This window comes from Pilimelia anulata (genome assembly GCF_014647895.1).
GTDB lineage: Bacteria > Actinomycetota > Actinomycetes > Mycobacteriales > Micromonosporaceae > Pilimelia > Pilimelia anulata.
The window spans coordinates 467,876-486,113 of record NZ_BMQB01000002.1 but is presented as its reverse complement, the minus strand read 5'-3'; the positions used below and the strand labels follow the sequence as shown (position 1 = coordinate 486,113).

Genomic DNA, 18,238 nt, shown 5'->3' with positions numbered 1-18,238 from the left:
GCGGCCCCGCGCGCGCCGCCCCGGTCGGCGCCGACCAGCGGCCTCAGGGGTAGAACACGAACGTCGGCGGGCGGCTGAGCGTCGGCGGCACCTTGTTGCGGCTCAGCGTGAAGGACATGATGTCGCGGAACGCGGGCGCGGCCACCGCGCCGCCCTCGCCGCCGGGGGTGTGGGCGAAGACCGCGACCACGTACCGGGGTGCGTTGGCCGGGGCCATGCCCACGAACGAGGCCACCTCGCCGGGCGTGTACTTGCTGTCCACCACCTGCTTGCCGGTGCCGGTCTTGCCGGCGACCCGGTAGCCGCGGATCGCCGCCGCCGTACCGGTGGCGCCGCGCACGCTCACCACCGCCTCCATCGCCCGGCGGACCACGGCGGCGTTCGCCGGGTTCAGCACCGCCCGGACCGTCGGCCGCGGGCCCGGCTTGACCGTGCCGTCCGGGGCGATGACCTCCTTGATCAGGTGCGGCTGGATCCAGGTGCCGTTGTTGGCGATGGCGCCGTACGCCGCGGCGATCTGCACCGGGGTGGCGGCGACGCCGTGCCCGATCGGCACCGACCCGTACGCCGAGCCGCTCCACCGGTCCGGCGGCTGCACCAGGCCCGGCGCCTCGCCGGGGACGCCGACGCCGGTGGCCCTGCCGAGCCCGAACCGGCGCTGGTACTCGTACAGCTTCGCCGCCCCCAGCCGGTCGGCGATCTTGATGGTGCCGACGTTGGACGAGTACGCCATGATCCCGGCCAGCGACACCCGCCGCGGCCGGTAGTACGGGTGGGTGTCGGCGAAGACCTGGTCGCCCTTCTTGATCGTCGGGCCGATCTCGATCGCCGCGTCCGCCCGGATCGCGCCCTCCTGGAGCGCCGCGCCGAGCACCAGCGCCTTGTGCACCGAGCCGGGGTCGACGACCGCGCTGGTCGCCTGGTCCTCGCGGGCCCGGGCGGGCTGGCGCAGCGGGTCCGCCGCGTCGTACGTCGGGTAGCTGGCCTGCGCCACCACCTCGCCGTTGCTGGCGTCCAGCACGACCGCGGCCGCCCAGGTGGCGCGCACCCGGCTCATGTGCTGGTACAGCGTGCGCTGGGTGTGGAACTGCACGTCCCGGTCCAGGGTCAGCCGCAGCGCGCTGCCCGGCTGGGCCGGGGTCTGCTTCTGGTAGCCGCCGGGGATCGCCAGGTTCTCGTACTGGCCGCCGTCGGCGCCGCGCTCGAAGACCCACTCGCCGTCGCGGCCGCGCAGCAGGTTGTCGTACCGGGCCTCCATGCCCTCCAGGCCGTCCAGGTCCGCGCCGGTGAAGCCGATCAGGTTCGCGGCGACGTCGTGGCCGGGCACCTCGCGCCGCTCGTCGTGCGCGGTGTGCACCCCGGCGAGCTTCAGGTCGGCCACCCGGGCGGCCACGTCCGGGCTGACGCCGCGCTGGAGGTACTCGAACTCCGCCGGCCGCCCGTCGTCGCGGGCGTGCGGGATGAGCTTGGGCAGCAGCTCGGACTGGGCGACGCCGAGCAGCGGGCTGAGCAGCCGGCCGGCGGCGGCCGGATCGGCGACCTGGGTCGGGTCGGCGTAGACGTACCGGGCCTCGACGCTGCGGGCGAGCACGGCGCCGGCCCGGTCGATGATCGCGCCGCGCTTGGCCGGCAGCGGGACCCGGTCCAGCCGGCTGCGCAGCCCGTCGCGGGCGAACGCCGACGCGTCGGTGACCTGGAGCCCGACCAGCCGGACGCCGACGACGACGAACATCGCCAGCGCGAGCACGGTGGCCAGGCGCAGCCGGCGGCGCGGGTCGCCGAGCCGGGGCGGGGCGGCCGACCGGCGGTCGCGCAGCTTGCGGGCGATCCCGGCCAGCGGGCGGCGGCGGGGGTGCGCGGCGAGGCGCTGGCGGGCCGCGGCGGCGCTGCCCGAGCGCGCGCCGGCGGCGCGCCCCTTGGCGCCCGCACGGCCGGCGGGGTCCGTGCGGCCGGCGGTGCCGGTGCGGGCGCCGGTGGCGGTGCGGGCGGCCGACCGGTCGGCGGTGGCGCGGTCCGCGGGGGTGGCGCGGGGGGCCGCGCGGTCGGCGGTGGGCCGGCGCGGGGCCGCCCGGCGCGGGCCGGCGTCCTCGGCCTCGTCGTCGTCCGCCCGGCCGCGGCGGCCGGCGGCCGGGCGCGGGCGGGGCGCGCCCCGCGCGGCGGTCCGCGTCGCCCGCTCGTCGTGGGCCCCGCCGTCGGCCGGCCCGGGGTCGTCGTCGTGGCCCGACCCCGGCCGGGCGGGGCGGCGGGTGCGCACCGGCGCGTCCGGCCCGGCGCCGTCGACCACGCGCAGCGCCGGCCGGGCCGGGTCGCCGGCGCGCTGCGCCTGCTCCCGGACCGTCCGGCCGCGCGGGGTGTATCGACGCGCGTCGGAGATGCCGCCGCGCCCGCCGCGGCGGGCGGGCGCGTCGGCGTCGTCGCGCGGGTCGGACGGCCGGGCCACGCGCTACCTCCCGGCCCGTCGGTCGTTGCTATTGGTGTTGTGCTCGTCCGAACGTGACCCCGGCTGGCCGGTGGAGCGCGCGCTCACCGGGTCGGTCAGGGGGTTCGGCATCTCGATCTGCCTACCGTTGGGGAGCGTGATGACGGCCGGCTGACCACCGTCGACCATGCCGAGACGCTTGGCCGCCCGGTACAGGTTGTTGGGCGTCTCGGTGTACTCCAGGTCCCGCCGCAGTTCGCCCTCGACCCGGTCCAGGTCGGCGTACTGCTGCTGCAGGTTCTGCAGCCGGAACGCGTTCTCCATCACGCTCGTGTTGACCATGAGGATGCCGAGTACCCCGCCCACGACCACCAGCAGCAGCAGCGCGACGAACGGCGCCCGCGGTACGGACACGGGCGCCGGCGGCGCCACGGTGAGCCACGGCGCGCCGCGTCGGCGCGGCGCGGCGGCCGGATCGGGCGCGAGCGCGTTGGCGCCCGTCACCCGTGGTGTCGCGCGGTGCTCCGCGCGATCGGTGTGGTGCGCCGTGGTCCGACCCCCGGACCGCGGTGCACCGGTTCGCCGCCACTCGGCAGCGCCCCCCGGTACGGCCGTCATCTACGCCTCCCCTGCCTCGTCGTCTGTCCCCCTCGCCCCCGCGGGCGATGCCCGCCGGGCCGCGGTCGGCCGCTCGCGTGCGGCCGACCCCACCCGCCGGTACGGACGCCTCCCCGCGGCGCCCCGCCCGGCCGCGGCAGCGGCCGGTGTGCCTGCCGCGGCGCTGTCCGCGGCGATCCGCTCGGCCGCGCGCAGCCGGACCGAGGCGGCCCGCGGGTTCGCCGCGACCTCCTCGTCGTCCGGCAGCTCGGCCCCGCGGGTGAGCAGCTTGAACGTCGGCCCGGTGCCCGGCAGCTCGACGGGCAGCTCCACCGGCGCGCTGCTGCGCGCCCGCGGGGCCAGGGCCTGCTTGGTGATCCGGTCCTCCAGCGAGTGGTAGGACAGCACCGCCACCCGGCCGCCGACCGCCAGCGCGTCCAGCGCCGCCGGCAGCGCCGCCTCCAGTGCCGCCAACTCCCCGTTCACCTCGATCCGCAACGCCTGGAACGTCCGCTTGGCCGGGTGGCCGCCGGTGCGGCGGGTCGCCGCCGGGATCGCGTCCCGGACCAGCTCAGCCAGGCGGGCCGAGCTGGTCAGCCGGCCGCGGCTGCGCTCCCGGCCGATCGCCGCGACGATCCGCGGGGCGAACTTCTCCTCGCCGTACACCCGCAAAACCCGAATCAGGTCGGATTCCGGATATTCGTTGAGGACCTCCTCGGCCGTCCGGCCGGTCGACTGGTCCATCCGCATGTCCAGCGGCGCGTCCTGCGCGTAGGCGAACCCGCGGTCGGGCGCGTCGAGCTGCAGCGAGGAAACACCCAGGTCGAACAGCACCGAGTCGAGGTGGTCGAAGCCGAGGTCGGCGAGCACGTCGGGCAGTCCGTCGTAGACGGTGTGGGCGAACCGGACCCGGTCGCCGTACGGCGCCAGCCGCGCCCGGCTGTGCGCCAGCGCCTCGGTGTCCCGGTCGAGTCCGATGACGACCGCGTCGGGGTCGGCCTCCAGTACCGCCTCGGCGTGGCCGCCCAGCCCCAGGGTGGCGTCGACGTGCACGGGCGTCCGGCCGGCGGCCCGGGCCGCCCGCAGCGCGGGGGTGAGCAGCGCCAGGCACCGCTCCAGGAGTACCGGCACGTGCGTGCCGCGCAGCTCCCCCATGTCGCCCCCACTTCGCCGTGCTGTCCGCCGGTCGTTCGCGCGACCGGCGCTGAACGCCGTACCGTCAAATCCCCAACCGCTCCCCCGATCGCTCGGGTTGAACTCGCGCCTGCCGCCGGGGAAGTGGCCTCAGGAGCAGAGCGGGTGGAGATTTGGCGGTACGGCGTGCGGTCCGCGGGCTCGCCGAGCCCGGCCGACCGCCCTACAGCCCCCCGGGCAGGACCCCCTCCCCGATCTCGGCGAAGTCGTCCTCGCTCGCGTCGAGGTAGGACTCCCACGCCACCCGGTCCCAGATCTCGACCCGGTTGCTCGCGCCGATGACGGCCAGCTCCCGGTCGAGTCCGGCGTACTGGCGCAGGTGCGCGGGCAGCGTGACCCGGCCCTGCTTGTCCGGCGTCTCGTCGTGCGCGCTGGCGAAGAAGACCCGGCTGTACGCGCGCGCCGCCCGGTGCGTCATCGGCGTGGCGTGGAGCTGGTCGGCGATGCGCTGGAACTCCGGCAGCGGGAACACGTACAGGCAGCGTTCCTGGCCCTTCGTGATCACGACACCTCCCGCCAGCCCGTCCCGAAACTTCGCCGGCAGGATCAGCCGGCTCTTGTCGTCCAGGCGTGGGTGATGCGTACCGAGAAACACGGCGCGGCACCCCCCTTGCTCAGCCGACGCGCGTCGACCGGCGGACCGCCAGGGCCGTCCCGTCGTCACGTGTGCCGGCGCACCGCGTCCGGGACCCCCGGGACGACGCGCCGTTACGAGCTCCCCCGGGTGGTGCCCCGACCGTGGCCGGAACCGGGTGCCGGCGACCTCGCGCGTCGCCGTCCGGGGCCGGACCCCCCACCCGCCGGACCCCTCCCGCGGATGAGCGTCCCCCGAGCACCACCAACGGGCCCCACTCTACTCCACTTCGCTCCACCCGCAATCGGAATCATGCGTCCGGTTGACCCGGCCCGCGCGTCGAAAGCCCAGGTCAGAGGCAGGGGAGCAGAGTGGGGCGAGAAGTGGATCACGTCATGTCCACAATCAGACAGCAGTGCCGAAACAGACGACCGGTGTGCTATCGACACGGGCGGGCAGGAACCGCCACCGGACATTCACCCGGGCGTCGCCGCCGCGCCGCCCCCGCGCGCCCCGGGCCGCCGGCGGCGGTCCGGTACCCTCGCTCGCGTGTCGGATGCGAACATGCCGCTGCGCGCGCGCGTCGCCACCTCTGTCTCCCGGACCGCCGCTGCGCTCTCCCGCGCGGCCGGCCGGGGCGACGGATCGGTGATCGGCGGCTGGCTCGGCCTCAAGATCGAACCGGAGCTGCTGCGGCATCTCGCCGCCGGGCGCCGCGTCGCGCTGGTCTCCGGCACCAACGGCAAGACCACCACGACCCGGCTCGCCGCCGCGGCCGTCACGGTCGCCGGGCGGGTGGCCACGAACTCGTACGGCGCCAACCTGCCCACCGGCCACACCTCGGCGCTGGCCCGCGCCGGCAGCACCCCGTTCGCGGTGCTGGAGGTGGACGAGCACTACCTGCCGCAGGTCGTCGCCGCCACGAACGCCGAGGTCGTGGCGCTGCTCAACCTGTCCCGGGACCAGCTCGACCGGGCCAAGGAGGTGGCGATGATGGCGGCCCTGTGGCGGGACGTGCTCGCCGCCCACCCGGCCGTCCGGGTGATCGCCAACGCCGACGACCCGATGGTCGTCTGGGCCGCCGGCGCCGCCGCCGACGTCACCTGGTTCAGCGCCGGCCAGCGGTGGACCGACGACTCCTGGGTCTGCCCCGAGTGCGGCGCGCACATCGCCCGCGAGGCCGCCGACGCCGCCGGCCTGCCGCCGGCCGGGCCCGGCGACTGGTACTGCACCGGGTGCGCGCTGCGCCGCCCCGACCCGCAGTGGGGCGTCGAGGACGACGGGGTGACCGGCCCCGACGGCCGCTGGCACAAGGTGACCCTCCAGCTTCCCGGCCGGGTGAACCTCGGCAACGCGGCCACCGCCCTGGCCCTCGCCGCGGGCTTCGGCGTGCCGCCGGAGCTGGCCGTCGGCAAGCTCGGCGAGGTGGCGTCGGTCGCCGGCCGGTACGCCGTGGTCGAGCGGGACGGCCGCCGGATCCGGCTGCTGCTGGCCAAGAACCCGGCGAGCTGGCTGGAGGCGTTCGACATGGCCACGCCGGCGCCGACGCTGCTCGCCATCAATGCCCGGGACCCGGACGGATTGGACACGTCCTGGCTGTTCGACGTCGATTTCGCGCCGCTGCGCGGGCGGGAGTTGTTGATCACCGGCGACCGCGCGTACGACCTCGCCGTGCGGCTGACGGTGAACCGCGTGCCGTTCCGCCACGTACGCTCATTCGCGGAGGCGGTTTCGGGGGTGCCCGCCGGGCCGCTGGAAGTGATCGCGAACTACACCGCCTTCCAGGACATCCGAGCGGAGCTGGACCGTGTCCTCTGAGAGCACCCTGCGGCTGGTCTGGGTCTACCCCGACCTGCTGTCCACCTACGGCGACCGCGGCAACCTGCTGATCCTGGCCCACCGCGCCGCCGCCCGCGGGTACGCCGTCGAACCGGTCGAGGTCCGCTCCGACCAGCCGCTGCCCGAGGGAGCCGACATCTACCTGGTCGGCGGCGGCGAGGACGGCCCGCAGGCGCTCGCCGCGAACCGGATGACCGCCGACGGCGGCCTGCACCGCGCCGTCGACCGCGGGTCGGTGCTGTTCGCCGTCTGCGCCGGGTACCAGATCCTCGGCCACGCGTTCAGCGCCAAGGGCGCCCCCTGCGCCGGCCTCGCCCTGCTCGACCTGCGCTCGGACCGCGGCCCCCAGCGGGCGGTCGGCGAACTCGCCGGCACGGTCGACCCCACCCTCGGCCTGCCCACGCTGACCGGCTTCGAGAACCACGGCGGCCGGACCACCCTCGGCCCCGGCTGCGCCCCGCTGGCCCGGGTCACCGCCGGCGTCGGCAACGACGGCGCCACCGAGGGCGCCTGGCACGGCAAGGTCCTCGGCACGTACGCCCACGGCCCCGCCCTGGCCCGCAACCCGGCGCTCGCCGACCTGCTCCTGCGCTGGGCCACCGGCGCCACCGAACTGCCCCCCATCGACGACGAATGGGCGGATCGGCTGCGCGGCGAGCGGCTGGCGGCGGTGGCGCGCCCGTGATCGCTCGGATCCGCGCCGCGTGCGCCGATGGGTCACGCGTGCCCGCCCACCTCCGTCGCCGCGCCCTGCGCCGCCTGCTGCCGCTGCTCGGCGCGGTGGCCGCGCTCGCCGTCGTGGCGACCCAGCTCCCGCTGCACCACATCCGCGAGGCGGTAGCGGGGCTGGGCGCCGGGGCGCCCGTGGCGGCGGTGGCGCTCGGGGCGGCCCTGATCTCCGTACTGGTACCGCGGACCGCGATCTCGATGGCCTGCGGCGCGCTGTTCGGGGCCTTTGCCGGATTCTGGTGCGCGGTGGCGGCGGCGATGATCGCGGCGGTCGGCACCTACCTGCTCGGCCGCTGGGCCGGCAGCGGCCTGCTCGCCGCCAGGCTGGGCGGCCGGCTGCACCGGCTCGACCGCTGGCTGGCCCGCCGCGGCGTCCTCGCCGTGGTGGTGACCCGGCTGCTGCCGCTGTCGCCGTTCGGCCTGGTCGGCTACGCGTACGGCACGACGACCGTCCGGGCCCGGCACTACCTGCTCGGGACGCTGATCGGCGCGCTGCCGTCCAGCGTCAGCTACGCCACGCTCGGCGCGGCCGTGGTGGCGCCGGGGGCGCTCAGCCCGCTGGCGGCGCTGCCGGCGGTGGCGGGGATGGCGATCAGCACGTTCGCAGCCTGGCACTGGCGCCGCTCGGCGCGCGCGGACCGCGCGGCGGCGACCCTCACCCGCACCCCGGCCGCGGCCCTGACGGCCCCCGACGCGGTCCCGCCGGCCGCCGGCCCGGCGACCGCCGCCGGCAGGGCCACCGCGACCCGCCCGACCCCGGCCCCGCGCCGGGTCCCGCCGGCCGTCCCGGTCCCGGCCCGCGCCTGACCCGTACCACGAGCGGGTGGGTGCATCCGTGGTCGCTGGGACGACCACGAACGCACTCACTTCCGCGCCGGGCCGTCAGCGGACGATGGAGACCATGCGGCCCGGGACGACGATGACCTTGCGGGGCTCCGCGCCGGCCAGTTGGTCCGCCACCGCCGCCAGGGCGGCCGCGCGGACCGCGTCCTCCGGGGCGTCCGCCGGTACCTCGATCCGGCCGCGCACCTTGCCGTTGACCTGGACCGGGTACGTGACCGCGTCCTCCACGAGCTGCGCCGGGTCGGCCACCGGGAAGTCCGCGTACGCCAGCGAATCCCCGTGCCCCAGCCGGGACCACAGCTCCTCGCCCACGTGCGGCGCCAGCGGCGCCAGCATCAGCGCCAGCGGCTCGGCCACCTCGCGCGGCGTCGCCGCGAGCTGGGTCAGCCCGTTGGTCAGCTCGATCAGCTTGGCCGCCGCGGTGTTGAAGCGCAGGCCGGCGTAGTCGGCCCGGACCCCCTCGATCGTCCGGTGCAGCAGCTTGCGCAGGGCCGGGTCGGCCGGCTCGTCGGTGACCCGCAGCGCGCCGGTCTCCTCGTCCACGACCGCGCGCCAGGCGCGCTGGAGGAACCGGTACGAGCCGACGATCGCCCGGGTCTCCCACGGCCGGGACGCCTCCAGCGGCCCCATCGACATCTCGTACAGCCGGAAGGTGTCGGCGCCGTACTCGGCGCAGAAGTCGTCCGGCGTGATCACGTTCTTCAGCGACTTGCCGATCTTGCCGAACTCGCGCCGCACCTCGGCGTCGCCGTGGAAGAACCGGCCGTCGCGCTCGACGACCTCGCTCGCCTCGACGTACTGCTCGCGGGCGTCCCGGTACGCCGGGGCCTGGATCATGCCCTGGTTGACCAGCCGGCGGAACGGCTCGGGGTGCGAGACGTGCCCCAGGTCGTAGAGCACCTTGTGCCAGAACCGCGCGTACAGCAGGTGCAGCACCGCGTGCTCGGCCCCGCCGACGTACAGGTCGACGCCGGGCTGCTCGCCGCCCATCCAGTACCGCTCGATGGCCGGGTCGACGAACGCCGCGTCGTTGGTGGGGTCCAGGTAGCGGGTCTCGTACCAGCAGGAACCCGCCCACTGCGGCATCACGTTGGTCTCCCGGCGGTACCGCTTCGGCCCGTCGCCCAGGTCCAGCGTCACCTCGGTCCACTCGGCGGCGCGGGACAGCGGCGTCTCCGGCGACGAGGCGCTGTCGGTCGGCTCGAAGGTGCGCGGGGCGAAGTCGTCCACCTCGGGCAGCACCACGGGCAGCATCGACTCCGGCAGCGCCACCGGCAGGCCGGTCCCGTCGTACACGATCGGGAACGGCTCGCCCCAGTACCGCTGCCGGCTGAACAGCCAGTCGCGCAGCCGGTAGGTGACCGCGCCGACGCCGTGGCCGGTCGACTCCAGCCAGCCGACGGCCGCCGCCTTCGCGTCGGCGACGCCCAGGCCGTCCAGGGTCAGGCCGCGGTCGCCGGCGCTGTTGACCGCGGGGCCCTCGCCGACGTACGGGCCGTCGTCGTGGCCCGCGGGCGGCTGCACGGTCCGGACGATCGGCAGCCCGTACGCGGCGGCGAAGTCCCAGTCCCGCTCGTCCTGGCCGGGGACGGCCATGATCGCGCCGGTGCCGTACCCGGCCAGCACGTAGTCGGCGATGAACACCGGGACCCGGGCGCCGTTGGCCGGGTTGACCGCGTACCCGCCGGTGGCGACGCCGGTCTTCTCCTTGGCGTCGGCCTGCCGCTCGACGTCGGTCTTGGCGGCGGCGAACGCCCGGTACGCCGCCACGGCGGCGGCCGGGGTCGGGTGGCCGTCGGTCCACGCCCCCGGCACGCCGGCCGGCCAGGCGTCGGCGGTCAGCGCGTCGACCAGGGGGTGCTCGGGCGCCAGGACCAGGTACGTCGCGCCGAAGATCGTGTCCGGGCGGGTGGTGAACACCCGGACCGGGCCGGCGTCGGTGGCGAACTCGATGTGCGCCCCGGTGGACCGGCCGATCCAGTTGCGCTGCATCGCGGTGATCGGCTCGGGCCACTCCAGCAGGTCCAGGTCCTCGACCAGCCGGTCGGCGTACGCGGTGATCCGCATCATCCACTGCTTCAGGCTGCGCTGGAAGACGGGGAAGTTGCCGCGCTCGCTGCGCCCGTCGGCGGTGACCTCCTCGTTGGCCAGCACCGTGCCCAGGCCGGGGCACCAGTTGACGGGCGCGTCGGAGACGTACGCCAGCCGGTGCCCGTCGACGGCGGTGCGCCGCTCGGTGTCCGACAGCTCGGCCCACGGCCGCCCGTCGGGGGTGGGCCTGGTGCCGGCGGCGTACTCGGCGGTCAGCTCGGCGATCGGGCGGGCGCGGCCGGCGGCGGCGTCGTACCAGGAGTTGAAGACCTGCAGGAAGATCCACTGGGTCCAGCGGTAGTACGCCGGGTCGATCGTGCGCACGCCGCGCCGGTCGTCGTGGGCCAGGCCCAGCCGGCGGAGCTGGGCGCCGTACCGGGTGATGTTCTCCTCGGTGGAGACCCGCGGGTGGGTGCCGGTCTGCACGGCGTACTGCTCGGCGGGCAGGCCGAACGCGTCGTACCCCATCGCGTGCAGCACATTGCGCCCGGCCATCCGCTGGAACCGCGCGTACACGTCGGTGCCGATGTACCCCAGCGGGTGCCCGACGTGCAGGCCCCTGCCGGACGGGTACGGGAACATGTCCAGGACGAACAGCTTCGCCGCGCCGGCCCGGGGGTGGTCGGGGTCGGCGAGCGGGCCGGTCGGGTTCGGCGTCCGGAAGGTCCCGTGCCGGGCCCAGTGCTCCTGCCAGCGCGCCTCGATCCGCTGCGCCAGCGCGGCGGTGTACCGGTGCGGCGGGGTGGCGTCCGGCCGCGGGGTCGCCTCACTCATCGTGTCTCACCAATTCCTCAGGGCGGTCGTGGGTGGGTGGTGCTGCGGGCACAAAAAAGCCCCCCGCACAGGAGGGGGGACCGTGCTGCCCGCGATCACCGCACCGCGCCGGCCGTGGGGCCGGGGTGGATCGTCGTCAGCACGGTCGCGTAAGAAGCCGAACCGCCAGGGAGCTGGCGGTGGGCCGGGCTGTGGGCCGGGCAACCGATGCCATATCACCAGCATAGCGTGCGATCACCCCACCGGGCGACGCGGTCGCCGGCGGGTCGGCGCCGGGACCGACGCGCGACGCTCTCGGATTCGTCGCGGAGTCCGGCTAGCCTGGGATGGCGCACCGCGGATCCCGCCACGCGCCGTGACCGTCCCACTGCCGGCGGATCCGATCCGCCGCCGTGGATCGCCGGCGCCGCGCGGTGTGTCGACCCCGGCCGTATCAGGAGGTTACGTGACGACTCCGCACAACCCGTACCATCCGCCCGGCGAGGCGGCGGGCGCGATCGGGCAGGAGGGTTTCCGGGAGCGGACCGACGCGATCGTCGCCAACATCGAGAAGATCATCGCCGGCAAGGCGGACACGATCCGGCTCGCGCTGGCCGTCCTGCTCGCCGAGGGGCACCTGCTGATCGAGGACGTGCCCGGCGTCGGCAAGACGTCGCTGGCCAAGGCGCTGGCCCGGACCATCGACTGCACGGTACGGCGGATCCAGTTCACCCCCGACCTGCTGCCCAGCGACGTGACCGGCGTGAGCGTGTACAACCGGGAGACCCGCGGGTTCGAGTTCAAGCCCGGCGCGATCTTCGCGAACCTGGTCGTCGGCGACGAGATCAACCGGGCGTCGCCGAAGACGCAGGCGGCGCTGCTGGAGTGCATGGAGGAGCGGCAGGTCACCGTCGACGGCGTGACGTACCTGCTGCCGCCGCCGTTCATGGTCGTCGCCACCCAGAACCCGATCGAGATGTCCGGCACGTACCCGCTGCCGGAGGCGCAGCGGGACCGGTTCACCGCCCGGATCGCCATGGGGTACCCCGACCCGGACGCCGAGCTGGCCATGGTCGACGGGCACGGCGAGGCCGACCCGCTCGCCGACCTCAGCCCGGTCACCGACGCCGAGGGGGTCCGCCGGCTGATCGCGCACGCCCGGCAGGTGTACCTGGCCGAGCCGGTCAAGCGGTACGCCGTCGCCCTGATCCACGCCACCCGGCACTCCCCCGAGCTGCGGCTGGGCGCCTCGCCGCGGGCGACGCTGCAACTGCTGCGCACCGCCCGGGCGGCGGCCGCGCTGCACGGGCACGACTTCGTGGCGCCGGACGACGTGCAGGCGCTCGCCGGCCCGGTCCTGGCCCACCGGGTGATCCCGACCGACGAGGCCGGCGTGAGCCGCGGCGCCGACCGGATCGTCGCCGACCTGGTCCGGCGGGTGCCCGTACCGGCGGCGCCGCACCACCGGCAGGGGCGCTGACATGCGGGCGGCGCTGCGCGGGCTGACCACGCGGGGCCGCTCGTTCCTGGCCGCCGGCGTCGCCGCCGCGCTCGGCGCCGTCCTGCTCGGCGAGCGCGACCTGCTGCGGGTGGCGGTGCTGCTGGCGGTGCTGCCGCTGCTCGCCGCCTGGTACGTGGGGCGCAGCCGGCACCGGCTCGGCACCCACCGCGAGCTGGAGCCGGCCCGGCTGCCCGCCGGCGAGCCGGCCCGGGTGCGGCTGCACCTGCACAACGCCGCCCGGCTGCCGATCGGCACGCTGCTGCTGGAGGAGGGCCTGCCGGTCGCGCTCGGCGGGGTGCCGCGGCTGGTGCTGGAGAAGCTGGCGGCGGGGGCGTCGACGAACGTGGCGTACACGGTCCGGCCGCCGCACCGGGGCCGGTACCCGATCGGGCCGCTGCGGGCCCGGCTCACCGACCCGTTCGGGCTGTGCCGGCTGGACCGGACGTTCGCCGAGGTGGCGTCGCTGACCGTGCTGCCGCGCACCGAGGCGCTGCCCGCGGTCCGGCTGGCCGGCGTGCACACCGGTACGGGCGAGAGCCGCGGCCGGGCGGTCGCCGTGCACGGCGAGGACGACACCGCCACCCGCGAGTACCGGCACGGCGACGACCTGCGCCGGGTGCACTGGCGGTCCACCGCCCGGGCCGGCGAGCTGATGGTCCGCCGGGAGGAGCAGCCGCGCGAGCGCCGGGCGACGATACTGCTGGACAACCGCGCCGCCGCGCACCTCGGCGACGGCGCCGACTCGACGTTCGAGTGGGCGGTGTCGGCGGCGGCGAGCCTGATCGTGCACCTGCGCCGGGGCGGCCACAAGGTGCGGCTGGTCTGCGCCCCGCCCGACGTGGAACGCATCGACGCGCCGCCGATCGACCAGCCGGTGCACGACGCCGCGACCGAGATGGCGGCGATGGACCGGCTCGCCGACGTCGGCCCGCGCCGGGCCGACGACCTGCGCCCGGCCGTGGACCGGGCCCGCCGGGCCGGCGAGCGCGGGCTGGTCGTCGCCGTCCTCGGTACCTGTGACACCGCCGCCGCCCGGCACCTGCTCGGCCTCGCGCCCGGCGCCGACCGCGGCGTCGCGCTCGTGGTCGACCCCGGCTGGCCCGGCGCCGCCGGCACGCCCGCGCTGACCGCGGGGCCGCAGTTGCTGCGCGACGCCGGCTGGCGGGTCGTCACCCGCTCCCCCGGCGAGTCGGTCGCCGCGGTGTGGGAGCGGCTCGGCGCCGCCGACCCGGTGGGTGCCCGGTGAAGCCGCCGCGCCGGCTCAGCGTGATCGCCGGGGTGGCGACGCTGCTCGGCGCCGCGCCGCTGTGGAGCCTGTTCGACACGCCGGCCTGGGCGGTCCAGGCGCTGATCGTCGTGGCGCTGATCACGGTCGCGTCGGTGCTGGTCGGGCGGCTGCCCGGCGGGCGCTGGCTGCGGGTGCCGGTGCTGCTCGGCGCGCTGCTGCTGGCGCTGACCCACCTGTTCCCCAGCGGCGGCGACCTGCTGGGGCTGCTGCCGACCGGCGCGACGCTGGGCAACTTCGCCGCGCTCGTCCGGGAGGCGCCGGCCGCGGTGCAGGGCAACGCGATCCCCGTACCGGACCTGCGGCCGCTGCTGTTCCTGGCCGCCACCGGGGTGGGGCTGGTCGCCGTCGCGGTGGACGTGCTCGCCGTCGGCGCCCGCCGGCCGGCGCTGGCCGGGCTGCCGCTGCTGGTGGTGTACGCGGTGCCGGTCGCCATCCACACCGACAGCGCCCCGGTCGCCCCGTTCGCCGTCGGCGCGACCGGCTTCCTGTGGCTGCTGGTCGCCGACAACCTGGAGCGGGTCCGCCGGTTCGGGCGGCGGTTCCGCGGCGACGGCAGCAGCGTCGACGCCGGCGAGCCGTCCCCGCTGGGGGCGTCCGCGCGCCGGCTCGGCCTGGTCGGGGTGGTGCTGGCCGTGCTGCTGCCGCTGGCCGTACCGGAGGTCAGCGCGGGCGTGCTCGGCCCGCAGGGCATCGGCGCGCCCGGCGGCGGGCGGCCCGGCGGCGGCCGGCCGGTCGACCTGTTCGCCGACCTCAGTGGACGGCTGAACCAGCCGCAGGTGCAGGAGTTGGTCCGGCTGGAGACCAACGACCCGCGGCCGGAGTACCTGCGGTTCGCGGTCGCCGACATCGTCGACGAGCGGGGTTTCCGGGCCGGCGGCTGGTCCGGCACGCCGATCGGGACGGCGCTCGGCGGCAACCGGCGCATCCCGGCGCCCGGCCGCCCGGCCGCGCTGCCCGACCCGGCGCTCGGCGATCCGGACGGGCCGGTGTACGAGGCGCGGGTCAGCGTCAGCCGGGCGTTCGCGATGCGGATGGCGCCGGTGTACCCGCGGCTGGCCTGGACGACGCTGGACAACGACTGGCTGCTCGACCCCGAGCGGGAGACCGTGTACTCGTCGGTGGAGTCGGCGGCGGACCGGCGGTACCGGTTCGGCTTCGCCCGCCCCGAGCTGGACGCCCGGACGCTGCGCCGGGCCGGCCCGCTGCCGCCGGACGACCCGGCCCGCCGGTGGACCGAGGTGCCGCCGCTGCCCCGGGTGCAGCAGCTCGTCGCCGAGCTGACCCGCGGCGCGACCACCGACTACGACCGGGTCGAGCGGCTGCGCGGGTACTTCGACCCGGCCAACGGCTTCCGGTACGACCTGCGCACCGAGCCCAGCACCACCGGCGCGGCGATCACCGACTTCCTCGACCGCAAGGTGGGCTTCTGCCAGCAGTACGCGGCCGCGCTGGCCTGGCTGGTCCGGGCCGCGGGCATCCCGGCCCGGGTGGCGATCGGCTTCACCCTCGGCAACGACAACCGCGACGGCGTCCGGGTGCTGACCAACCGGAACCTGCACGCCTGGACCGAGGTGTACTTCCCCGGCGTCGGCTGGGTGCTGTTCGAGTCGACGCCGCCGGCCGCGGTGACCGGGACGCTGAACCCGGCGTACGCGCCGAACGCCGTGGACGTCGACACCGACCGCCCCGCGCCGGGCGCGTCCACCACCCCGACCGGCGCGGCCGAGCCGGCGCCGACCGGCGCGCCGAGCCGCGGGCCCGGCCGGGACATCGACGCCGGCGCGCCGGGCGCCGCCGCGCCGGTGCCGGCGGCCGCCGACCGGTGGTGGCTGCCGCCGGCCGTCCTGCTGGTCGTGGCGCTGCTGGCCCTGCCGGCGCTGTACCGCCGGCGGCTGCGCCGGCGCCGCGCCGCCCCCGCAACCGGGGCCCCGGCGGTGACCGTGGGCCCGGCCGCGGACGCGCCCGCGATGGTGGCCGAGGACGGCTGGCGGGCCCGGGCGCACGCGGCGTGGGCGGAGCTGACCGACACCCTGGTCGACTACGGCGTGCCGACCCCGGACAACGACACCCCGCGGCAGCGGGCCGCCCGGATCGGCACCGACCTGGCGCTGCCGGCCCCGATGGCCGAGGCCGTGCGGGGGCTGGCGCACGCCGAGGAGCGCGCCCGGTACGCCCGCAGCGGCACCGGCGCGGACCCGGCCGCGACGGCGGCGGCGCTGGGCGCGGTCCGGGCGGCGTGCGCGGAGCGGACGGGGCGAGGGGGGCGGCTGGCGGCGACGCTGCTGCCGCGCTCGGTGCTGCGCCGGGCCGCGGCGGCGCTGCGGGCGTACGGCGAGCGGGCCGGGGCGACGGCGGCGGCGTGGCGGGCGACGGCGGAGCGGCTGACCCCGCGCCGCGCGACCCGCGGCTGACGCACCACGCCACCGGCGCGAAAGGGCCACGCCACCGCGGCGGACGCGCCATGCCGCCCGCGGTGGGCGCGCTGCGGAACTCGCGGCCGACGGGGCCGCGACGTGGATTCGGGTACGGGTGCGGTGGTGCCGGGGGCGTCAGGCGCTGGGGATCAGCGGTTGCCCTCGGGGCGGCCGCGCCAGCGGGCCTCGAGCCGGTCCACCAGGGAGGCGCGGCGGGCGGGCCGGGGGGTCGCCGCGGCGGTGCCGCCGACGACGCGGAGCTGGGGGGTCTGGCCGCGCCGGTACGAGTGGGTGGCCAGGGCCGCGGCGGCCAGCATCACCACGAAGCCGGCGACGCCCAGCGGCATGCTCTTGACCGCGGTGCCGTAGACGACGAGGCCGAGACCGGCGAGGACCACGACGATCGCGATGACCACCCGGCGCCGGGCGTGCAGGCGCGGGTCGTTGGCGCGTACCGCCGACGCGAACTTGGGGTCGTCGGCGAGCGACCGTTCGATCTGCTCGAACAGTCGCTGTTCGTGCTCCGAGAGCGGCACGGCACTCCTTCCGCTCGGGACCGGTCCGGCCGGGGGCTGGCAAACGACCCGATCGCCGTAACCGGTACTTGCCGGTCCGCGCGGAGGGCAAACCTCCGGTGCAGCCGGCTCGGTACGGGTCGACACCGCATCGCCTGTACCCAGTCTACGAGGGGGATGACGGGTCGGAAAGCGGGACGACCGACGGGGAGTACCGATTTTCGGCTGACCCACCCCGCTCGTGGGGCAGCAGACTGGCTGGACCTACCACAGAACGCCCGAAACGGGCAGACGCTGCGTCGGCGGCCCGCTCGGCCTCGGCCCACCCGCGGTCCGCGGCGCCCAGCTCGGGCTGCCGGGCCGCGGCCGCGGCGGGCGCGAGGCCCTCCACCCGGACGCCGAGCAGCCGCACCAGGTGCACCGGCGGCCGGCCGCTGGCCCGCAGCGCGGACCACAGCGCCAGCGCCGCGGCGTGGATCTCGTGGCCGACGTCGGTCGGGTACGGCAGCGTGCGGGAGCGGCTCAGCGTGGTGAAGTCCGGCAGCCGCACCTTGATCGCGACGGTCCGCCCGGCGATCCCGCCGGCGCGCAGCCGCTCGGCCACCCGGTGCGCCAGCGCCAGGAACGCGCGGCCGACCGCCGCCGGCTCGCCGATGTCGGAGTCGAACGTCGTCTCGGCGCTCACCGACCGCTCGGCCTGCTCGGGCGTCACCGGGCGCGGGTCCCGGCCGTGCGCCAGCTCGCGCAGGTGGGCGCCGGCGGCCCGGCCGACGGTCTGCCGCAGCAGCGCCTCCGGGGCGGCGGCGAGGTCGCCGACGGTCCGCAGGCCGTGCCGGCCCAGTGCGTCGGCCGCCCGCTCCCCCACCCCCCACAGCGCCCGGACCGGCAGCGGGTGCAGGAACGCCAGCACGCCGCCGGCCGGGACGACCAGCAGCCCGTCGGGCTTGGCCCGGGCGGAGGCGACCTTGGCCACGAACTTCGTCGGCGCCACCCCGACCGAGCAGGTCAGCGCCTGCTCGGCGGCGATCCGGGCGCGCAGCGCCGCGGCGATCCGGGCCGGGCGGCCGAACAGCCGCCGGGCGCCCCGGACGTCGAGGAACGCCTCGTCCAGCGACAGCGGCTCGACCAGCGGGGTCACCTCGCGGAAGGCCGCCATGACCGCCGCGGACGCCGCCCGGTACGCGGGGAAGTCCGGCGGCAGGCAGACCAGGTCGCGGCACAGCCCGCGGGCGCGGGCGACGGGCATGGCGTTGCGCACGCCGTACGCCCGGGCCGGGTAGCTGGCCGAGCAGACGACGCCGCGCGGGCCGGTGCCGCCGACCACAACGGGGCGGCCGCGCAGCTCGGGGCGGCGGCGCAGCTCGACGGAGGCGTAGAACGCGTCCATGTCGACGTGCAGGATGTCGCAGCCGTCGTCGCGGTCGGGCGGGTGGCTGGCCTCGGCGTTCACGCCGGCAGGCTAGCGGCACCCCCCGACATCC

General features: G+C 76.8%; 13 protein-coding genes. 6 read left to right on the top strand and 7 right to left on the bottom strand.

All coding sequences use genetic code 11. The features are described 5' to 3' along the window. Positions 1 to 43 precede the first annotated feature (43 nt). The 4 genes from IEY94_RS06945 to mraZ all read right to left on the bottom strand — a co-directional run bounded on the left by IEY94_RS06945 (position 44) and on the right by mraZ (position 4,805). On the bottom strand, positions 44 to 2,440 hold the full coding sequence (locus tag IEY94_RS06945) for a peptidoglycan D,D-transpeptidase FtsI family protein (protein WP_229783383.1): 2,397 nt from the start codon (positions 2,438 to 2,440) through the stop codon (positions 44 to 46). Positions 2,441 to 2,443: 3 nt separating this feature from the next. Next, entirely contained in the window at positions 2,444 to 2,923 is a 480-nt protein-coding gene (gene ftsL, locus IEY94_RS06940; protein ID WP_189169196.1) for a cell division protein FtsL, read from the bottom strand. A 114-nt stretch (positions 2,924 to 3,037) separates the two neighbouring features. Beyond that, positions 3,038 to 4,171, bottom strand: coding sequence for a 16S rRNA (cytosine(1402)-N(4))-methyltransferase RsmH (rsmH, locus tag IEY94_RS06935; protein ID WP_189169195.1), 1,134 nt, complete (start codon positions 4,169 to 4,171; stop codon positions 3,038 to 3,040). 202 nt (positions 4,172 to 4,373) lie between these two features. After that, positions 4,374 to 4,805 carry a division/cell wall cluster transcriptional repressor MraZ gene (gene mraZ, locus IEY94_RS06930; protein ID WP_189169194.1) on the bottom strand — a complete coding sequence of 144 codons (432 nt, stop codon included), beginning with the start codon at positions 4,803 to 4,805 and terminating at the stop codon, positions 4,374 to 4,376. Positions 4,806 to 5,348: 543 nt separating this feature from the next. Between mraZ and IEY94_RS06925 the strand changes: the two genes are divergently transcribed. The 3 genes from IEY94_RS06925 to IEY94_RS06915 are packed head-to-tail and all read left to right on the top strand — an operon-like array spanning position 5,349 to position 8,159. Next, on the top strand, positions 5,349 to 6,602 hold the full coding sequence (locus IEY94_RS06925) for a Mur ligase family protein (protein WP_189169382.1): 1,254 nt from the start codon (positions 5,349 to 5,351) through the stop codon (positions 6,600 to 6,602). Next, positions 6,592 to 7,308 (top strand): type 1 glutamine amidotransferase, encoded by a 717-nt coding sequence (locus IEY94_RS06920; RefSeq protein WP_189169193.1) that lies wholly within the window; start codon positions 6,592 to 6,594, stop codon positions 7,306 to 7,308. The genes IEY94_RS06925 and IEY94_RS06920 overlap by 11 nt, the downstream gene beginning before the upstream one ends. Positions 7,309 to 7,346: 38 nt before the next feature. Beyond that, a complete protein-coding gene (locus tag IEY94_RS06915; RefSeq protein WP_189169192.1) occupies positions 7,347 to 8,159 on the top strand; it encodes a TVP38/TMEM64 family protein in 813 nt (270 codons plus the stop codon). A gap of 75 nt (positions 8,160 to 8,234) precedes the next feature. Here the strand turns inward: IEY94_RS06915 and leuS are convergent, their stop codons facing one another. Continuing rightward, on the bottom strand, positions 8,235 to 11,060 hold the full coding sequence (gene leuS, locus IEY94_RS06910) for a leucine--tRNA ligase (RefSeq protein ID WP_189169191.1): 2,826 nt from the start codon (positions 11,058 to 11,060) through the stop codon (positions 8,235 to 8,237). Between the two features lie 496 nt (positions 11,061 to 11,556). Here leuS and IEY94_RS06905 point away from each other — a divergent pair, with 496 nt between their 5' ends. Genes IEY94_RS06905 through IEY94_RS06895 form a run of 3 tightly spaced genes read left to right on the top strand, consistent with a single transcriptional unit; the run spans position 11,557 to position 16,239 of the window. After that, positions 11,557 to 12,519 carry an AAA family ATPase gene (locus IEY94_RS06905; protein ID WP_189169381.1) on the top strand — a complete coding sequence of 321 codons (963 nt, stop codon included), beginning with the start codon at positions 11,557 to 11,559 and terminating at the stop codon, positions 12,517 to 12,519. 1 nt (position 12,520) lies between these two features. Beyond that, complete coding sequence (locus tag IEY94_RS06900; protein ID WP_189169190.1) at positions 12,521 to 13,786, top strand: DUF58 domain-containing protein; 1,266 nt, start codon at positions 12,521 to 12,523, stop codon at positions 13,784 to 13,786. Then, the gene (locus IEY94_RS06895; protein ID WP_189169189.1) at positions 13,783 to 16,239 is read left to right on the top strand and encodes a transglutaminase domain-containing protein; all 2,457 of its coding nucleotides are present in this window, start codon (positions 13,783 to 13,785) and stop codon (positions 16,237 to 16,239) included. The genes IEY94_RS06900 and IEY94_RS06895 overlap by 4 nt, the downstream gene beginning before the upstream one ends. A 152-nt stretch (positions 16,240 to 16,391) precedes the next feature. Here IEY94_RS06895 and IEY94_RS06890 read toward each other — a convergent pair whose 3' ends face one another. Both IEY94_RS06890 and dinB read right to left on the bottom strand, forming a co-directional pair. Beyond that, entirely contained in the window at positions 16,392 to 16,778 is a 387-nt protein-coding gene (locus IEY94_RS06890) for an SCO2097 family morphological protein (protein ID WP_189169188.1), read from the bottom strand. Positions 16,779 to 16,923: 145 nt separating this feature from the next. Continuing rightward, positions 16,924 to 18,207 carry a DNA polymerase IV gene (gene dinB / locus IEY94_RS06885; protein ID WP_373291229.1) on the bottom strand — a complete coding sequence of 428 codons (1,284 nt, stop codon included), beginning with the start codon at positions 18,205 to 18,207 and terminating at the stop codon, positions 16,924 to 16,926. Between the last annotated feature and the right edge of the window lie 31 nt (positions 18,208 to 18,238).

Excerpts from the sequence above, each read along its gene's own strand:
- IEY94_RS06925 (WP_189169382.1), top strand. The coding sequence starts at position 5,349 with ATGCCGCTGCGCGCGCGCGTCGCCACCTCTGTCTCCCGGACCGCCGCT.
- leuS (WP_189169191.1), bottom strand. The coding sequence starts at position 11,060 with ATGAGTGAGGCGACCCCGCGGCCGGACGCCACCCCGCCGCACCGGTAC.
- IEY94_RS06900 (WP_189169190.1), top strand. The coding sequence starts at position 12,521 with ATGCGGGCGGCGCTGCGCGGGCTGACCACGCGGGGCCGCTCGTTCCTG.
- rsmH (WP_189169195.1), bottom strand. The coding sequence starts at position 4,171 with ATGGGGGAGCTGCGCGGCACGCACGTGCCGGTACTCCTGGAGCGGTGC.